The sequence below is a fragment of the Pyxidicoccus fallax genome, assembly GCF_012933655.1.
Classification (GTDB): domain Bacteria; phylum Myxococcota; class Myxococcia; order Myxococcales; family Myxococcaceae; genus Myxococcus; species Myxococcus fallax.
Window position 1 is genome coordinate 1 of record NZ_JABBJJ010000146.1, and the last position, 16,595, is coordinate 16,595.

Sequence of the window (16,595 nt, forward strand, 5' to 3'; positions counted from 1 at the left end):
CCGCTGAGGGTGTGGACGGCGCGGCGGAGCGCCTCCTCCAGGTCCCTGGCGGAGGGGGAGACGGTGGAGAGCATCTGGTTGGCGCTGCGGGCGTGGCGGCTCTCGCTCTCCGCGGCGAGCTTCAGCTGGGTGAGGGCGTCGCTGACGAGGCGGCGGGCATCCTCCAGCTTCTGGCGGGCCTGGTAGTAGGCGACGTCCGTCATCAGCTTCTTGAGCGTCAGGCGCTGCTCCTCCGTGATGCCGGAGAGCTTCTCCGCGCGGCGCAGGTAGTAGAGGCCCTGGTCCACCCGGGCCGGCTCGTCGGAGGCGATGCGCGGGCGCGCCAGGGACTCCAGGAGGGGGAAGAGGGCCCGGTCCAGCTCGTCGCGCTCGGTGAAGCTGCGCTGGGTGAGGGCGGTGACGTCCTGGCCCTCCACGGTGATGGGGGCATAGGCGTCCGCCAGGCGCGGGTCCCCGGGCCGGTAGGGCACCGCGCCGGCGGGGGCGGTGCGGCCCTTCATCACCACCAGCTGCCCGTCCATGAGGGCCAGGGTGAAGGTGCGCGCGTTGAGCTGGGAGAGGAGGAACACCACCACCCCGCCCAGGCCGAGGATGAGGGTGAAGACGAGCAGACGCGTGAAGGTGCGCTTCGCCCGGTAGCCGAATCCCTGTTGTCCCGCTGCGTTCATGTCGCCTGCTCTCCTGACGGACAGGCGCGAGGCCGATTTCTGGCCCTGGCGCTTAACTTGGGGCACGGACGCCCACGGCTATACTCCCACCCCCGAACACACCCATGCATTCCACATTTCGCCGCATGGGGCCCAGTGAACTGCTGCCCCGGTACATCTTCGCGGAGAGCCTCTTCGCCCGTCGCCGGGTGCTGGAAGTCGACGCCGTCGCGTCCACCGGAGGCGAGAGCGCGCGCTTCCTCGTGGAGCGCGGCGCGCGCGCCGTCGTCGCGTGCGACAGGGATGTAGCGGCGGTGCAGGCGGCCCAGAAGGCCCATGGCGGTCCGTCGCTGCGCTTCCGCGCCAACGTCTACGACGACTTCGAGGCGGGCAGCTTCGACGTGGTGCTGGTGGCGGACCTGGCGCCCTACGTGAAGGCGCCGGAGCTGATGGCGGAGCTGGCGCGGCTGGTGGCGAAGCAGGGCTTCCTCGTGGGCGGCCTGCGCAACGTGGCCGGCCTGGCGCTGCCGCAGCTGCTGGAGCCGGAGGAGGACGTACCGCCCACGTACGGGCTGCTGCTGGACGCGCTCTCCGCGCACTTCCCGCACGTGGAGGTGGCCACGCAGTCGCCGGTGCTGGGCTACCAGCTCGCCTTCGAACGGGGAGAGGGCCTGCAGGTCGACGGCACGCTGGTGAACAGCAGCGAGGCGGCCTACTTCGTGGTGGTGGCGGGGCAGGAGTCGCCGCGCGTGGTGGACCCCACGTGGGTGCAGCTGCCGCCGGAGCCCCTGGCCTTCACGCGCGGCAAGCTGGACGAGGTGGTGGCGCGCGCCAAGACGTGGGAGGAGCGCAGCGCCCGGCTGAAGGAGTCGCTGACCAAGCTCCGCGCGGAGCTGACGGACCGCGAGGCCGAGGTCGCCTCGCTCAAGCCCTCGTTGGAGGTCGCGCGAGAAGAGGTGGCCCGGCTCACCGCGCAGCTCGAGCTGTCGCGCGGGAGCCAGGAGGCACAGCGCGAGCGGGACGACCTGTCCTCGAAGCTGCGCCGCCGCGAGCTGGAGCTGCAGGTGGTGCAGGAGCGGCTGGCCGACGCGGACCGCCGGCTCGCGGCGCAGCGGCTGGAGGTGGAGGCCGCGCAGCGCGCCCAGGCGGACGCCGGCGTGCAGGTGCTGGCCGCGCAGGAGGCACTGCGGCTGGAGCGCGCCCGGCGCGAGGAGACCGCCGCCTCCTTGGAGGAGGCCCGCGAGCGGCTGACGCAGGCGTACGCGCAGGTGCGCGAGGTGCAGGACGAGCTGTCCACGCTGCGCATCGACCGGGAGAAGGACCGGCTGGCGGCCGAGCGCGCCGTGGAGCAGTCCGAGGACTGGCGCCGCGCCTCGGATGCCGCGCGCGAGCGGGAGCTGCGCATCGCGGAGCAGTACTCCGCCGCGCTGGCCGCCGTGGAGCACCTGAAGGCCGAGGCGGCGCGGGCGGAGTCGCTGTCGCGCGACGCGGGCTCGACGGTGGCGGTGAAGGAAGCCGAGCTGGCGCGCACCGCGCGGGAGCTGGCGGAGGCCCGGCAGCGGACCGCGACGGCGGAAGGGGCTCGCAAGGAAGCGGAGGCGCGGCTGGAGGCGCTCCTCGCCGAGCGCCGTGGGCTGGAGACGGAGCTGACCTCGGCGCGCGAGGCGGAGGCCCGGCTGCGCGGCGAGGTGGACGTCCTCACCCGCGGCGAGGCGGCGGCGAAGGCCACGGCACAGAAGCTGGAGGAATCGTTCCACCAGGCCGAGGCCCGGCGGACGGACCTGGAGGAGGAGCGTCAGGTCCTGGTCCGTCGCGTGGTGGAGCTGGAGACGGAGGTCTCCAACCAGTCGCGCATCCACCGCAAGGAGGCGGAGCAGGCGCTCCAGGAGCGTGACGCCGCCGAGGCGGAGCTGTCCGAGGAGCGTCAGGCGCGGGCCGCCGTCGAGGAGGCGCTGCGGCTGGCTCGCGAGCGGCTGGAGGGCTCGGCGCGGCGGCTGGCCGAGGCCGAGGCCACCCTGGCGAGCACCCGCGAGGCGCTCGACGCGGAGGTGCTGCGACGCACGGAGCTGGAGGCGTCCCTCGCCGAGGCCCGGGCCACGCTGGAGGCCGAGCGCGAGGGCCAGGCCCAGTCGGGCAGCGCGCTGGAGGCGCTGCGCGCGCGGCTGGACGCCGAGCAGGAGCAGCGGGGCGCGGCGGAGACGGCGCTCGCGGAGACCCGGCGCGGACTGGAGGAGGCGCGGCAGGCGCTTACCCAGGCTCGGGAGGCGCTGGCCGCGGAGCAGGAGCGGCGCGCTCGGTGGGAGGCGGCGCTCGCGGACGCGCAGGCGCAGCTCCAGGAGGAGCGTACCCGGTCGGAGACGGCGCTCCAGGCCGAGAGCACGCGGCGCGCCGAAGCCGAGGCCGCGCTGGCCGAGGCGCAGGCGCGATTCGACGCGGAGGAGGAGCAGCGCTCCCGGTCGGAGTCGGCCCTCCTGGATGCGCTGGCCCGGCTGCGCGCCGAGAGCCAGGAGCGCGCCCGGATGGAGGCCGCGCTGGAGGAGGCGCGTGCGCGGGGCGAGGCCGGAGTGGAGGAGCGCTCCCGGACCGAGACGGCGCTGGCCGAGGCGCGGGCGCGGCTTCAGGAGGAAGTCGAGCAGCGCTCCCAGACGGCGGCGGCTCTCGCGGAGGCCGAGGCCCGGCTCCAGGAAGAGGCGGAGCGGCGCTCCCAGCTGGAAACGACGCTGGCCGAGGCCCAGGCTCGACTCGAGGAAGACGCCCAGCAGCGCTCCCAGCTGGAGACGGCGCTGACGGAAGCCCAGGCGCTCCTGAGGGATGAGGCGCGGCAGCGCGCCCGGATGGAGACCGCGCTGGCGGAAGCCCAGACGCTCCTGCGCGAAGAGACGCAGCAGCGCTCGCGGAGCGAGGCGGCGCTGACGGACGCCCAGGCCCGGCTCCAGGAGGAGGCGGAGCAGCGCACCCGGGCGGAGACCGCGCTGGCCGAGGCCCAGGCCCGTCTACAGGAGGAGTCGAAGCAGCGCTCCCGGACGGAGACGGAGCTGGCGGAGGCTCGGGCCCGTTACCAGGAAGATTCGGAGCAGCGCTCCCGGACGGAGACGGAGCTGGCGGAGGCCCAGGCCCAACTCCAGGAGGATTCGGAGCAGCGCACCCGATTGGAGTCGGCGCTGCGGGACTCCGAGGCCCGGCTTCAGGAGGAAGCCGCGCAGCGCGCCCGGCTGGACGCGTCGCTGGTGGAGGCCCAGAAGGACCAGTCGGCCCTGGCGTCGGAGCGTGAGCACCGCGAGCGCCTGGAGGCGGAGCTCACCGAGATGCGGGAGCGCGCCTTCGGGGCGGATGAGGTCGTCACCCGGCTCCAGGCCGAGACGGCCTCCGAGCGCGAGGGACGCCTTCGCGCCGAAGCCGAGCGCGCCGAGGCGCAGCAGTCGCTGGAAGCCGAGCGCGAGGCGCGGGAGCGGCTCGATGCGGCGCTCGTCGATGCGCGAGCGGAGCTGCAGGGAGAGCGCGAGGCCCGGAGCGAGCTCGATGCCGCGCTCACCCTGGCCCGGACCCAGCTCGATGCCGAGCAAACGGAGCGGGCCCGTTCGGAGGCGACGCTCGCCGAGGTTCGCGCGGAGCTGGAGGCCGAGCGGCAGGCGCGCGGCGAGGGCGAGGCGGGACTGGCCCAGCTCCGGAGCCGGCTGGAGGCCGAGGGCCTCGCTCGTGTCGAGGCGGAGAACGCGCTGGCACGCGTGCGCGCGGAGCTGGCCGGCGAGCAGGAGGGACGCGCGGACGCGGGAAGCGCGCTGGCTCGGGCCCAGGTGGAGCTGGAGGCGCTGCGCGCCGAGGCCGCCGAGCGCGAGCAGGCGAGACTGGAACGCGTGGCCGCCGCCGAGCGCGTCATGGCCGAACAGCAGCGCCTCCTGGAGGAGGAGCGCGCCGCCGCGGCGGCTCGTGAGCAGGCGCTGCGGGAACAGGTCGCGCGGCTGGAGGCCGAGCGCGCCGAGGTCGAGACCGCACGGGAGGCGGAGACCACTCGCCGTGCGTCGTTGGAGCAATCCCTCGCGGAGGCGGAGGCGGCCCGGCGCGCGGTGGATGCGCAGCTCTCCGAGCGCGACTGGTCGCTTCAGGATCTTCAGGAACAGTTGGCCCGGCTGCGAGAGCAGGGCGAGGGCGAGACCCGCCGGCTCACCGAGGTCGCGACCCGACACGAGCAGGCACTGGCCGAGGCTCGCGAGACGCTGGCGCGACAAGAGGAGACCGCACGCACCCGGGTCGAGGAACTCGAAGCCGAGCTGGAAGCCTCCCGGGTCCGGATGGAGCGGCAGCAGTCCGAGCTGGAGTCGCTGGAGGTGCTGCGCGCTCGCGAGCAGGAGGAGGCTCGCAAGGCACTGGAGGCCGCTCAGCGCGAGCTGGGAGGCGCACGCGCGGAGCAGGGCCATCTGGTGGCGGCACGGCAGGAAATCATGCGCCTGGGCGCGGAGCTCCAGCGCGCCATGGCCGCGCTGCACGAGCGGAGCATGCACATCGCTCGACTCGACGCCGAGTTGGTGGATGCGCAGGACCGGCTCGCCGCCCAGCGTGAGAACGCGGAGCTGCTGATGGTGCAGCTCGAAACGGCGCGGCGCTTCGCGGGCAAGGCCACCGCGATGGAGAGCACGCTCGAAGCAGAGCGCGCGGCACTGGAGTCACTGAAGTCCGAGCTGGCGCGTGCCACGGAGATGGCCAGGGTCGAGAAGGAGCGGGCCACCACATTGGAGGCCCGGCTCGCGGAGACCACCGAGGGACTGGGCGCGGCCCGGGCCGACCTGGAGACGCGGCTCGCGGAGGCCACCGCCCATTTCGAGGAACAGCGCGCCACGATGGACTCGCGGCTGGCGGAGACCGCCGCGACCGTCGAGACACAGCGCACCGAGCTGGAGGCGCGGCGCGAGGAGCTTGCCCGCCTCGAAGCGCGGCTGGAGGAGACCACGGCTCGCGCGGAAGCAGAGCGCACCGAACTGGAGTCGCGGCTCGCGGATACGGCGGCTCGCGCGGAGGCCGAACGTACCGAGCTGGAGGCACGGCTTGCGGACCTCTCGGCTCGCGCGGAGGCCGAGCGCACCGAGCTGGAAGCACGGCTGGCGGACATCACCGCCCGCGCGGAGACCGAGCGCGCCGAGCTGGATGCGCGGCTCTCGGACACCGCGGCCCGCGCGGAGACCGAGCGCGCCGAGCTGGATGCGCGGCTCTCGGACACCGCGGCCCGCGTGGAAGCCGAGCGTGCCGAGTTGGAAGCTCGGCTGGCGGACCTCACTGCTCGCGCGGAGACCGAACATACCGAGCTGGAGGCCCGGCTGGCGGACCTCACCACGCGTGCAGAGACTGAGCGCGCTGAGATGGAATCGCGCCTGGCGGACGTCACCGCCCGCGCGGAGGCCGAGCGCTCCGACCTGGAGACCCGCCTCGCCCAGGTCGACACCCAGCGCGCCGAGCTGGAGACCCGCCTCGCGGAAGCCACCGAGCGCTTCGACTCCGACAGGGCCACCCTGGAATCGCAGGCTTCCAACCTGGAGACCCAGCGCGCCGCCCTGGAGGCCCGTCTCACCGAGCTCTCCACCGGCCTCGAAACCCAGCGTGCCGGACTGGAGTCCCGCCTCGCCGAGCTGGAGGCCTCCGCCGCGGAGACCACCGCCACCCTCCAGGCCACCCAGGAGCGCCTCAACCGCGCCGAGGCCGAGCGCACCGCCCTGGCCTCCGAGCGCGAGCGCCTCCAATCCGAGCTCACCGTCGCCCGTTCCGCCCGCGTCCGCCTGGAGGGCCGCATCGCCGCGCTGGAGACCACCTCCACCGACGCCGTGCGCATCCTCGATGCCGAGCGCGTCGAGCGCGAGCGCGTCACCCAGGCCCTCGAGGAAGCGAAGCAGCAGCTCCAGAAGCGCGAGGGCACCGCCGCCGAGCGCGTCAAGACGCTCCAGGCCGAGCAGCTCACCCTCAAGGACCAGCTCGCCGCCCTCACCGCGGAGAAGCAGTCCCTCCTGGAGGACCGCACCGAGCGCGCGAAGCTCGAGACCCGCGTCCGCGAGCAGCAGACCCGCCTCGCCTCGCTGGAGGCCGAGCGCACCGAACTCCTCAAGTCCGTGGAGGAACTCAAGGCCGCCTCCCAGTCCGAGGCCGTGCTGGAGATGGCCGCCGAGCTGGAGCAGCTCCAGGGCGTCGTCGAGGACCTCCAGAAGAAGCTCGCCGCCCAGGAGACGGAGCTGGGCGCGCTGCGGCGGCAGGCGGCCCGGGCCGGCGCCAACCCCGTCCAGGAAATCTACGAGCGCGCCAACGCCGAGCTGAACGCCGTGAAGAACGAGCTGTCCCGCCGCTCTACGGCTTCTCCCGTAGCCCCTGGGGGAGGAACCGGCCGCGTGCCCATCATCCCGCAGGTGAAGCCGGGCCGAGCCGCCGTCCCCGCGCTCGACCTGCCTCCTTCCACACCCCAGAAGAAACCAGGCGAGCACGAGTAGTCGCCCGCAGCTAGGATTGGACCCGTGGGACCTCGCGAGCGCATTTTCAAGTACCAGGGCCTCGGCAACGACTTCGTCGTGCTGGACCGTCGCCGGACGGGCGTGGACATCGATGCCACCACCGCGCAGTGGATGTGCGACCGGCGGCTGGGCATCGGCGCGGACGGCGTATTGGCCATCCTGCCCTCCGCGTACGGCGTGGCGCGCATGGTGGTGCACAACGCCGACGGCAGCATCGCCGAGATGTGCGGCAACGGCCTGCGCTGCGCGGTGAAGTACCTGGTGGACCACTCCGCCGACAATCCGGGCCGCCTCGACGTGGAGACGGGCGCCGGAGTGCTCACCTGCATCCCCGGCTATGGTGACGGCGGCGTCATCGGCGTGGACATCTCCATGGGCCCCGCGCGGCTCGTGGCGCCCAACCTGCCGTCCGGCTCCACCGGCAAGCCCTTCCTCGACCAGCCCCTGCCGGGCTACCCCCAGCTGCGCGCCCACGCGGTGAGCATGGGCAACCCGCACCTCGTCCTCCTCGACCAGCCGCTGGACGACGCGCCCCGCCTCGGGCCCGAGCTGGAGCGCCACCCGTCCTTCCCCGACCGCACCAACGTGGAGTTCGTCCGCGTGGACGAAGATGGTCTCACCGTCGTGGTGTGGGAGCGGGGCTGCGGCCTCACGCAGGCGTGCGGCACCGGCGCGTGCGCGTCCGCGGTGGCGGCCGTGCTGGCGAAGCGGCTGCCCCAGGATGCCTGGCTGCGCGTCACGCTGCCGGGCGGAGACCTGCGCATCCGAGTGCCCGGCGACCTGTCCGACATCCGCCTCCGTGGCCCGGTGGCGTTTGTCTTCGAGGGCGTTGTCGCGCTTCCGTCGCCCCGGTAACCTCTCGCGTTCCTCCCCCCTCGACCCCAAGGTCAGAACGCGCCGTGGCCGGACCCATCCTCGTTGTCGACGACGACCTGTTCTTCCGCCAGCTCGCCAGCGACATGCTGACCCGGAACGGACACCGCGTGGTGTCCGTGGAGAACGCGACGCTCGCGCTGGAGGAGGCGGCCCACACCGCCTTCGACCTGGTGCTCACCGACGTGGTGATGCCGGGCGTGGACGGCTTCGCCCTCACCGCGCGCCTGCGAGAGAGAGACCCGAACCAGGAGGTCATCCTCGTCAGCCAGCGCACGGACGTGCGCGGCTCGGAGATGGCGCTGCGCTCGGGCGCCGCGGACTGTCTCACCAAGCCCGTGGACGAGACCGACCTGCTGCTCGCGGTCAACCGCGCCCTGGAGCGCGCCACCCTGCGCCGCGAGCGCGCGCAGCTGCGCGATGAGAACCTCGAGTTCGCCCGCTTCCACAACCTGCACCAGCGCTGCCTGGAGCTGCTCTCCCATCCGGACCTGGAGTGGCTGCAGGAGCGCATCATCGCGGAGCTGGGCGCCGTCTGTGACGCGCAGAGCGCCGCGCTGTGGGTGATGGACGACCGGGGAGACCTGGTGCTGCGCGCCTACCGCGGGCTGCTCGACAAGCAGTTCCTCGCGGAGAAGATGAACCCGGAAGGGCCGCTGGCCGGCCGCCTCCGCGAGGCCCTGCCCTGGTCCGCCCGTGACGAGCGCTCCGCCGTCATGTACGTGCCGCTCCTGGCCTCCGGCGAAATCGTCGGCCTCGCGCAGCTGTCGGACCCGCTGTCCGGCGACTTCCGCCCCGAGCACTCGCGCGACGCCAAGGTGCTCGCGGACTTCGCCGCGGTGGGTGTGAAGAACGGCCGGCGCATGCTCGCGCTCCAGCGGCTGGGCCTGAGGGACCGCGAGACGGCGGCGTACAACCTCAGCTACTTCACCGACTACGCGTCCAAGGAGATCTACAAGGCGCGCCGCTACGGCCGCACCTTCTCCCTGCTGACCTTCTCCATCGACAACCTGCCGCTGGTGCGCGTGCGCCAGGGCGCGGCGGACGCGAAGAAGGCGGTGCGCGGCATCATCCGCGCGCTCAGCAAGATCATCCGCGACTCGGACGTCATCGCGAAGGCGAGCGACCAGGAGTTCTACCTCCTGTTGCCGGAGACGGACTTCTTCGGGGCGCTGATGTTCGTGCGCCGCGCGGTGGCCGCCGTGCGCGACGAGCCCGAGGTGCAGGACGTGGAGCAGCGCCTGCCGCTGGCGCTGGTGGGCGGGGCGAGCACCTTCCCCAAGGACGGCGAGGACTTCGACGAGCTGGTCCACCGCTGCCGCCGCCGCATGGACGAGCGGCGCGCGTCGCTGCAGCGCCGGCTGATGCTGGACGGGCTGCCCTTCTGGGACGAGGTGGACTTGCTGCTGGGCACGCCGACGAGCCCCAAGCTCCCGGTGGACGAGCGCGCCGAGCCAAGCCGCCGCGGCAAGGTGGCCGACGTCCTCTTCGACGAATTGCAGGCGGAGATTGCCCGCGAGCTGATGAGAGACCCGGGCTCGCGTGGCCTGCTGTACGTGGGCGGGCCGGAGATTCGCACGGACCTGCCCATCGCCGCGGGGCTGGAGTCGGCGCCGCCGGACATGGCGTCACGCATCTACCTGCTCGGGCGCCGCGTGGACCTGGAGTCCCACCCCGCGCTGACGCCCGTCTTCCTGGAGGGGGATGACCGCGTGACGCGGCACGAGTTCATCCTCTGGCTCTCCGAGAATGCCGCGTACGCGCTCATCCAGCGGCGCGGGCTCGGGGCGACGTGGGGCTTCCATACCTCGGACACCGCGGTGGTGGACGGGCTCATCTCCAAGCTGCAGGCCGAGTACGACCTGCAGCCCTACTGACTCGAAGCGGAGTACTCCCCGTGGCCCAGGTCCGGAAGATCCTCATCGCCGACCCCGACCTCGAGTCCGTGCGTGCGCTGTCGCGCGCGCTGCGCACCAAGGGCTACCAGGTGCACTACGCGCCGGACGGCTCGCGCGCGCTGGAGGTGGCCGTGCTGCGCCACCCGGACCTCACGCTGTTCGACGAGGGCTGCCGGCTGCTGGACGCGCGCACCTTCATCCAGATTCTGCGCACCAACCCGCGCACCGAGGACATCCCGGTGGTGCTCACCACCTCGGCGTTCGACTCGGACCGCATGCGCGGCCTGCGCGACGGCTACCTGCGCAAGCCCTTCAACCTGGACGAGGTGCTCAGCCGCATCGAGCACATCTTCCGCCGCAACGAGGCGGCCAAGGACCTCAAGAGCGAGCAGCAGGAAATCGAAGGCTCGCTCAGCCAGCTCAGCATCCCGGACCTGATGCAGCTGCTGGGCATGAACAAGCGCAGCGGCCGGCTGGCGCTGGAGCGGGGCAATGACCGGGGCGAGATTCACGTCGTCGACGGCCGCCCCGTGAATGCGAAGCTGGGGCGCGTGGAAGGGGAGAAGGCCCTGTTCCGCCTGCTGGCGTGGACGGAGGGCACCTTCACCTTCTCGCCCGGCACGAATCAGGCGAAGCCGCGCATCAACCGCGGCATGGACGACTCGCTGCTGGAGGGCATGCGGCAGTCGGACGAGGTGAACCGGCTGATGCCGGGCCTGCCGCCGCGCCACACGCGGCTGATGCTGGCGCCGGACATGGAGCTGGCGCAGGACCAGCACCCGGTGACGGCGCAGGTGGTGGAGCTGCTGCGCCAGCCGCGCGCGCTGGGCGAGGTGCTGGACCTGGCGCCGGCCACGGACCTGGAAGTGCTGAGCGTGCTGTCCGCGCTGATGCAGCGCGGGGTGGCGCGGGCGGCGGACGCGGACGGCTCCGACGCGGGCACCAGCGAGCTGCTGGGCGCGGCGGAGGTGCACGCGCTGCGTGGGCGCATCCTGCGCACGCGGGCCCCGGCGAAGGTGGCCACGGCGAAGGTGTTCGTGTGTGGCAGCGGCGCGTCCGCGGCGCGGCGGGTGATGGCGCGGCTGCCCGGGCTGGAGGCGCTGTCGGCCGAGCCCACCGCCGTGAAGAGCGGCTTCGGCACGCTGGGCCGGCTGGTGCTGAGCGAGGTGCTGCGCCTGGACTTCTGCGTGCTGCCTCCGGCGGAGGCGGCCCGGCCGCTGTGGCGTCCCTTCACGGCGGGCGCGGTGGGCGCGCTGCTGATGGACGTGTCCGAGCCCTCGGTGCGGCTGGCGCACTACCTGGCGTGGGAAATCCGCATGCCCGTGGTGGTGGTGGGCGCGGAAGTCCCGCCGCCGCTGCAGGGCGCTCCGGCGGGCGCGCTGGGCGTGACGGACGACCTGTCCGAAGCCCTGCGCGCGCTGCTCGTCCAGGCGCTCAACCCCGCGCCCACGCTGCCCGGCGTCACGCAGGTGCAGCGGCTCAGCGCGTCGGCGGTGTAGCCGGGCCCACGTGGGACTGGACTACCAGTAGCGCCGCGGCGGCGGAGCGGGAGGAGGCGGCGCCGCTGGCAGCGGCTCGAGCATGCCGAGCTTCAGCAGTCGCTCCACGGCCGCCTTGACCTCCTTCGGGGGGGTGCCGCAACCCTCGAGGTTGCGCATCGCTTCCGCGATGGTCCGCTCGCCCCCGCTGAACTCCACGAGGAAGAGTCCATCCTCCGCGACGAGCCCGAGCGGCGCTCCCCATTGGGCCCGGGCCGCATCGAACTGGGCGCGCCCCGTGCCTCCCTTCGCCGCTTCAATCATGAGCCCGTACGACGTGGCTGCCTCCGCGCCCCTGGCGGACAGCCGGAACTTCTGCGCGCGCCCGTAGCGAACCTTCTCCGTTCCCTCACTCATGATGCCCCTTCGCTGACGGGCTGCCCCATCCGCTTGAGCCAACGTACGTGGCCCTTCAATGCCGCGATGACACTCTCGTTCATATGGTACCGGACGCAGTGCTCGCGGCACGTCGCCTCGACGATACGGGAGAGCGCCGGGGAATCCCGCCGCGGTCCGCCCCCGCCTGGTGCCGAAGTCCTTCGTAACACAACCGGCGGCGCGGCTGTTCCCCCCGCGGCGTGAGCGGTGCCCCGCTCAGCGGGTGAGCATCACCAGGTTCCCATCCGGGTCCATGACGTAGGCGATGCGCTCACCCCATACCTGGTCGGCGGGCTCGGTGACGATGCGCACCCCGGCCGCGCGCAGCCGCTCGACGGTGGCATCCACGTCATCGACGTAGACGCACAGCTCGATGCGGTGGCCCTGGGCCGGGCGCAGGCGCTGCCCGTGGAGCGGCGGCTCGCCGGTGATGGCGCCCAGGCCCAGCTCGGACTCTCCCAGCTTCAACGTCAGGAAGACGGGAGGCCCCTCTTCGGGGATGCGGAACGTCTCCGTGCCGCCGAGCAGGTCCCGGTAGAAGGCGGTCGCCCGCTCCAGGCTCTCGGTGGACAGCATCGGGAACATGCGTCGAACCAGGGGATGCACCCGCACAGGGTGCTGGCCACCGGGCTAGAACACCACCGTCCATCCGGGCTGGCGGACCTGTTCCTTCACATAGGAGACACCGTCGACCTTCACTCCCTGGTCATCCAGCAGGGTGATGACGCCGCCCTGGTTGGACAGCTCCAGGGGCTTCGCCACGCGCAGGAGCCGGGTGGCGCCCGGCGCGAGGTCTCCGCTCAGGGGCAGCTTGTGCTTCTGCTTGTCCGCGAGCGCCCACCCGTCCAGGGACACTGGCTGGGGTGAGGTGTTGAGCAGGGTGATGGTCTCCTGCTCGGGCGTGTGCGTGTCGTTGACGAGCGCGGCGACGATGCGGACGACGCCGTCGCGCGGCACGATGTGCGGGATGATGGAATGGCCCGTCTGGTCATCGGTGTGCCACGCCTGGGACTGGAACTTGAGGAAGATGCCGACCCACTGCCCGTCCGAGGGGAAGTGGATGAGCACGCCGCCGTCCTGCCACACGCCATCCTGGTCGGCGAAGGACGGGTCATTGCCCTGGTTCATGTGGATGTCGTGGATGCCCTGACCGGGGAGGAAGCCGAAGTACTTGTCCTTCACGTTCTCCGGGCCCCAGGGCTCGCCGAAGGCGTAGACGAAGGACTCCTCGTTCGCCATGGTGCGCTGGAAGTAGTGGTCGAGCTTCTCGTTCAGGTCATTGTCCGGGCCGGGGATGTTGGGCGGCAGCGTTCTCATCAGGTCCGGCAGGAAGAGGTTGCCTCGGATGTAGTCGAGCGCGAGCCCTCCGGGACCGCCCGGGAGGGACGTGAAGCCGAGCGGCAGCTTCACCAGTTCCTCCAGGAGGGGATGCTGGAAGTGCTCGTCCACGAGGTACTGCAGGTCCGACGGGGGCAGCTTCGAGCTGACGTTGACGGCGATGCGATGGTCCTTCGCCTGGTCGATGATGCGCACCTGATAGTGGGGGCTCGGGCCCGCGCCCAGCCTGCGTGCGATGGCCGTGCCCTTCAGGACTCCGTATTTCTTGAGCGGCATATGGGGTTCCCTCCCTGAAGGAAGGGTGGGGACACCCCCGCGAGTGACGATGCCGCTCCCTGGATTGCCCGGTGGGGGAGCAGGGCGGCTCAGCTCAGCAGCCAGCGCATGGCCTCGGGGAGCCTGCGCTGCCAGTCGCGCTCATGGTGCTGACCTCCGGGCTCCAACACCAGACGCAGCTCGTGGTCGGCGTAGCCCAGATGCCGCAGGTGGCGGTGGAAGTCGCGCGTGGCCTCGCCGTAGCGCATGACGTAGCCCACGGGGTCCACCGTCTCGTCGGAGCCCGCGTCCAGGTAGATGCGCGACCACTTGCGCGTGTGGGCCGTCCACACGGAGAAGAGCCGGTCCCAGCCCCACATCACCGACGGCGACAGCGCGCCGATGCGGCCGAAGAGGTCCGGGTAGCGCCACCCGAGGTACAGCGACATGAGGCCGCCGAGCGACGCGCCCATCACACCCGTCCACTCGGGCCCCTGGCGCGTGCGGTAGACGCGGTCCACCCACGGCTTGAGCGTCTCGACGACGAAGCGGACGAAGGGCTCGCTGCGCGCGGGGATGTTGCTCCGGGGCTCATCCCAGGGGGAGTACTCGGAGAGCCGCTCGTGCGTGGAGTCCACCGCGACGATGAGCCACGGGGACACCTGCCCCTCGGCCACCAGCCGCTCCAGGGTGAGGTTGGCGCACCAGGTGTCGAAGAGGGCCGACTCGGAGTGGGCGAAGACGTTCTGCCCGTCGTGCATGTAGAGCACGGGGAAGCGCTCGCCGGGGGCGGCGTCGTACGCGTCCGGCGTGTAGATGCGCACGGTGCGGGTGCGCCCCTCGTGGGGAGAAGAGAAGTCTCGGAGGATGTGGACGTGTCCCATGGGCCCTTGTTCTGACGAACGGCCGGCGGAGTATCAACCGGGGAAGCCCTGGAATTTTCCATCGAGGACAGGAGCCTCGCTTCACGGGTGCGGGAAAGCCGGGGCGGTGTAGTCTCGCGCGCTCCACGCCCCAGGAAGCATGTCCGACACGGAGAAGAACAACGGCAACGTGACGACGCTCGCGGGCCGGGCCCAGCCCCGGCTGGCGGCGGCCGTGCGCGATGTTCCCGCGCTGACAATCGTGGCCCATCCCCAGCTCCAGCGCGTGGGAGACCGCCTGCTGCTGGAGTCGCTCGTCACCGCCAACAAGCCCGCGGCCCTGTCGCGCAATGCCCCGGACTTCACGCGCCCCGGTGGGCTGATGGGCCTGCCCCTGGGAGACCCGTTCATCAGCCGCACCCCCGTGCGACTCGAGCCCGGCCCGCGCGGCGGCGTGCGGCTCCTCGTGCCGGAGGACGCGACGTCGGTGAGCGTGGCCGGAGCGCCCGTCACCGGGGGCCGGGAGTTCACCTCGGAGGAGGTGAACGCCGGCGTGCCGCTCGTCCTCGCCGAGCGCGTGGTGCTGCTCCTCCATCGGGCCTCGACCGCGCAGCGGGCCAGCGCGGATGACCTGGGCATCGTGGGCCACGGCGAGGGCATCCAGCTCGTGCGCGACAACATCGCGCGCGTGGCCGACCTCACCGTGCCCGTGCTCATCCGCGGCGAGACGGGCACCGGCAAGGAACTGGTGGCGCGCGCCATCCACGACCGGGGCCCTCGCCGCTCGGGCCCCTTCGTCAGCGTCAACCTGGGCGCGCTCTCGAAGGAGCTCGTCTCCGCCGAACTCTTCGGCGCCGAGCGCGGCGCGTACACGGGTTCCACCAAGGACCGCGAGGGCTTCTTCCGCGCGGCCCAGGGCGGCACCCTCTTCCTCGACGAGGTGGGCGAGGCGCCGCCCGAGGTGCAGGTCGCGCTGCTGCGCGTGCTGGAGACGGGCGAGATATACCCGGTGGGCGGCCACGCGCCGGTGAAGGTGGACGTGCGGCTCGTCTCCGCCACGGACGCCAACCTGGAGGCCCGCATCGAGGAGCGGCTGTTCCGGGCCCCGCTGCTGCACCGGCTGGCCGGCTTCGAAATCCACATGCCCCGGCTGCGCGAGCGGCGCGAGGACCTCGGCCCGCTCTTCATGCACTTCGCCCGGCAGGAGCTGGACGGCCTGGAGGGCGTGGAGTGGCTGTCGTCCGCGGACCCGCGCGCGAAGCCCTGGCTGCCCGCGTCCCTGGCCGTGCGCCTGGTGCGCTACTCCTGGCCCGGCAACGTGCGCCAGCTGCGCAACATCGTCCGGCAGCTCATCATCGGCAGCCGGGGCCTGCCGCACCTGCGTGTGGACCCCCGGCTGGAGCAGACGCTCGACGCCGATGCCCTGCCCGTGCCCGGCTCGGCGCTGTCCGTGGAGGCCGTCCCGGCACCGGACGCCGAGCCCGAGGCGAAGCCCCAGCGGCGCAAGCCCTCCGAGGTGAGCGAGCAGGAGCTGCTGGAGGCGCTGCGCGCCTGCTCGTGGGACCTCAAGGCCACCGCGGACTGGCTGGGCATTCCGCGCCCCTCCGTCTACGTGCTCATCGACCGGAGCTCGCTGCTGCGCACCGCGAGGGACTTGAGCCCCGAGGAAATCACCCGCTGCTACCACGAGTGCGCGGGCGACCTGGACAAGATGGTGCAGCGGCTCGAGGTCTCCAAGCGCGCCCTCCAGCGACGCGTGCGCGAGCTGGGCCTGGAGCGGTGACGTGTCAGCGGGACTCGTGACACGCCCCTGACACGTTCACCGAAGCTCCCCCGTGGCTCCCGCGAGGCTCCTCTCGAAGGACTTCCGAGGGAGAAGCACGCGTGTCCTCCCTGGTACAGCGTCTGCAATCCGGCTCGGCGTCAACGCCGTACGAACGCCCCGAGGGGGAGGAGTCCTGTTTCATGGCCGGAATCACGATCGAGATCTTCAGCAACATGGACATCCGCTACGTGCCGGGTCCGGTGGTCAGGCCTGGCGACACGGTGACGTTCCAGCTCTCGGGCATCTCGGGGGATGTCCAGGTGAGCTTCGATGGAGGCGACTCCTGCCTCACCACGCCGGGACCCATCCTGCTGCGTGGCGGCTCGGCGAAGTCCTCGGAGACGTGGTCGTCGGTGTCCACCATGGCCGCCGCGAGGCAGTACACGTTCACCGTGCAGCTCGTCCCGTCGGCCTCGCTGAGCGCGGGTCCCGACGAGATGGCGACGAAGAAGGGCGGCATCGACGTGACGGCCGAGCCGTGACGTTCGAGCCGCT

At 72.3% G+C, this 16,595-nt stretch carries 11 protein-coding genes; 6 read left to right on the plus strand and 5 right to left on the minus strand.

Annotated elements, in window-relative coordinates; genetic code table 11:
* Positions 1 to 668, minus strand: a 668-nt coding sequence (locus HG543_RS27875) for a plant Invertase/pectin methylesterase inhibitor family protein (protein WP_169347916.1), incomplete at its 3' end; no start/stop codon positions are given.
* Between the two features lie 104 nt (positions 669 to 772).
* Between HG543_RS27875 and HG543_RS27880 the strand changes: the two genes are divergently transcribed.
* The 4 genes from HG543_RS27880 to HG543_RS27895 are packed head-to-tail and all read left to right on the plus strand — an operon-like array spanning position 773 to position 11,402.
* A complete protein-coding gene (locus tag HG543_RS27880; protein ID WP_169347917.1) occupies positions 773 to 7,111 on the plus strand; it encodes a methyltransferase domain-containing protein in 6,339 nt (2,112 codons plus the stop codon).
* A gap of 24 nt (positions 7,112 to 7,135) precedes the next feature.
* Positions 7,136 to 7,987 (plus strand): diaminopimelate epimerase, encoded by an 852-nt coding sequence (dapF, locus tag HG543_RS27885; protein ID WP_169347918.1) that lies wholly within the window; start codon positions 7,136 to 7,138, stop codon positions 7,985 to 7,987.
* Positions 7,988 to 8,031: 44 nt separating this feature from the next.
* The gene (locus tag HG543_RS56860) at positions 8,032 to 9,882 is read left to right on the plus strand and encodes a response regulator (protein ID WP_169347919.1); all 1,851 of its coding nucleotides are present in this window, start codon (positions 8,032 to 8,034) and stop codon (positions 9,880 to 9,882) included.
* A gap of 20 nt (positions 9,883 to 9,902) precedes the next feature.
* Positions 9,903 to 11,402, plus strand: a complete 1,500-nt coding sequence (locus tag HG543_RS27895) for a DUF4388 domain-containing protein (RefSeq protein ID WP_169347920.1) — start codon at positions 9,903 to 9,905, stop codon at positions 11,400 to 11,402.
* 21 nt (positions 11,403 to 11,423) lie between these two features.
* Here the strand turns inward: HG543_RS27895 and HG543_RS27900 are convergent, their stop codons facing one another.
* From HG543_RS27900 to HG543_RS27915, 4 genes are all read right to left on the minus strand, one after another.
* Positions 11,424 to 11,798 carry a hypothetical protein gene (locus HG543_RS27900; RefSeq protein WP_169347921.1) on the minus strand — a complete coding sequence of 125 codons (375 nt, stop codon included), beginning with the start codon at positions 11,796 to 11,798 and terminating at the stop codon, positions 11,424 to 11,426.
* 237 nt (positions 11,799 to 12,035) lie between these two features.
* Positions 12,036 to 12,404 carry a VOC family protein gene (locus tag HG543_RS27905; protein ID WP_246357346.1) on the minus strand — a complete coding sequence of 123 codons (369 nt, stop codon included), beginning with the start codon at positions 12,402 to 12,404 and terminating at the stop codon, positions 12,036 to 12,038.
* A 45-nt stretch (positions 12,405 to 12,449) separates the two neighbouring features.
* Entirely contained in the window at positions 12,450 to 13,433 is a 984-nt protein-coding gene (locus HG543_RS27910) for a DUF2278 family protein (RefSeq protein WP_169347922.1), read from the minus strand.
* Positions 13,434 to 13,522: 89 nt separating this feature from the next.
* Positions 13,523 to 14,296 (minus strand): alpha/beta hydrolase, encoded by a 774-nt coding sequence (locus HG543_RS27915; RefSeq protein WP_169347923.1) that lies wholly within the window; start codon positions 14,294 to 14,296, stop codon positions 13,523 to 13,525.
* A 139-nt stretch (positions 14,297 to 14,435) separates the two neighbouring features.
* On the opposite strand from HG543_RS27915, the gene HG543_RS27920 reads away from it, so the two are divergent.
* Both HG543_RS27920 and HG543_RS27925 read left to right on the plus strand, forming a co-directional pair.
* On the plus strand, positions 14,436 to 16,058 hold the full coding sequence (locus HG543_RS27920) for a sigma 54-interacting transcriptional regulator (protein ID WP_169347924.1): 1,623 nt from the start codon (positions 14,436 to 14,438) through the stop codon (positions 16,056 to 16,058).
* A gap of 182 nt (positions 16,059 to 16,240) precedes the next feature.
* Positions 16,241 to 16,582 (plus strand): hypothetical protein, encoded by a 342-nt coding sequence (locus tag HG543_RS27925; protein WP_169347925.1) that lies wholly within the window; start codon positions 16,241 to 16,243, stop codon positions 16,580 to 16,582.
* Positions 16,583 to 16,595: the final 13 nt, after the last annotated feature.

What these genes read in the sequence shown, in the direction of transcription:
- HG543_RS27920 (WP_169347924.1), top strand. Translation starts at nt 14,436, where the DNA reads ATGTCCGACACGGAGAAGAACAACGGCAACGTGACGACGCTCGCGGGC.
- HG543_RS27900 (WP_169347921.1), bottom strand. Translation starts at nt 11,798, where the DNA reads ATGAGTGAGGGAACGGAGAAGGTTCGCTACGGGCGCGCGCAGAAGTTC.
- HG543_RS27910 (WP_169347922.1), bottom strand. Translation starts at nt 13,433, where the DNA reads ATGCCGCTCAAGAAATACGGAGTCCTGAAGGGCACGGCCATCGCACGC.
- HG543_RS27905 (WP_246357346.1), bottom strand. Translation starts at nt 12,404, where the DNA reads ATGTTCCCGATGCTGTCCACCGAGAGCCTGGAGCGGGCGACCGCCTTC.
- HG543_RS27915 (WP_169347923.1), bottom strand. Translation starts at nt 14,296, where the DNA reads ATGGGACACGTCCACATCCTCCGAGACTTCTCTTCTCCCCACGAGGGG.
- HG543_RS27880 (WP_169347917.1), top strand. Translation starts at nt 773, where the DNA reads ATGCATTCCACATTTCGCCGCATGGGGCCCAGTGAACTGCTGCCCCGG.
- HG543_RS27925 (WP_169347925.1), top strand. Translation starts at nt 16,241, where the DNA reads ATGGCCGGAATCACGATCGAGATCTTCAGCAACATGGACATCCGCTAC.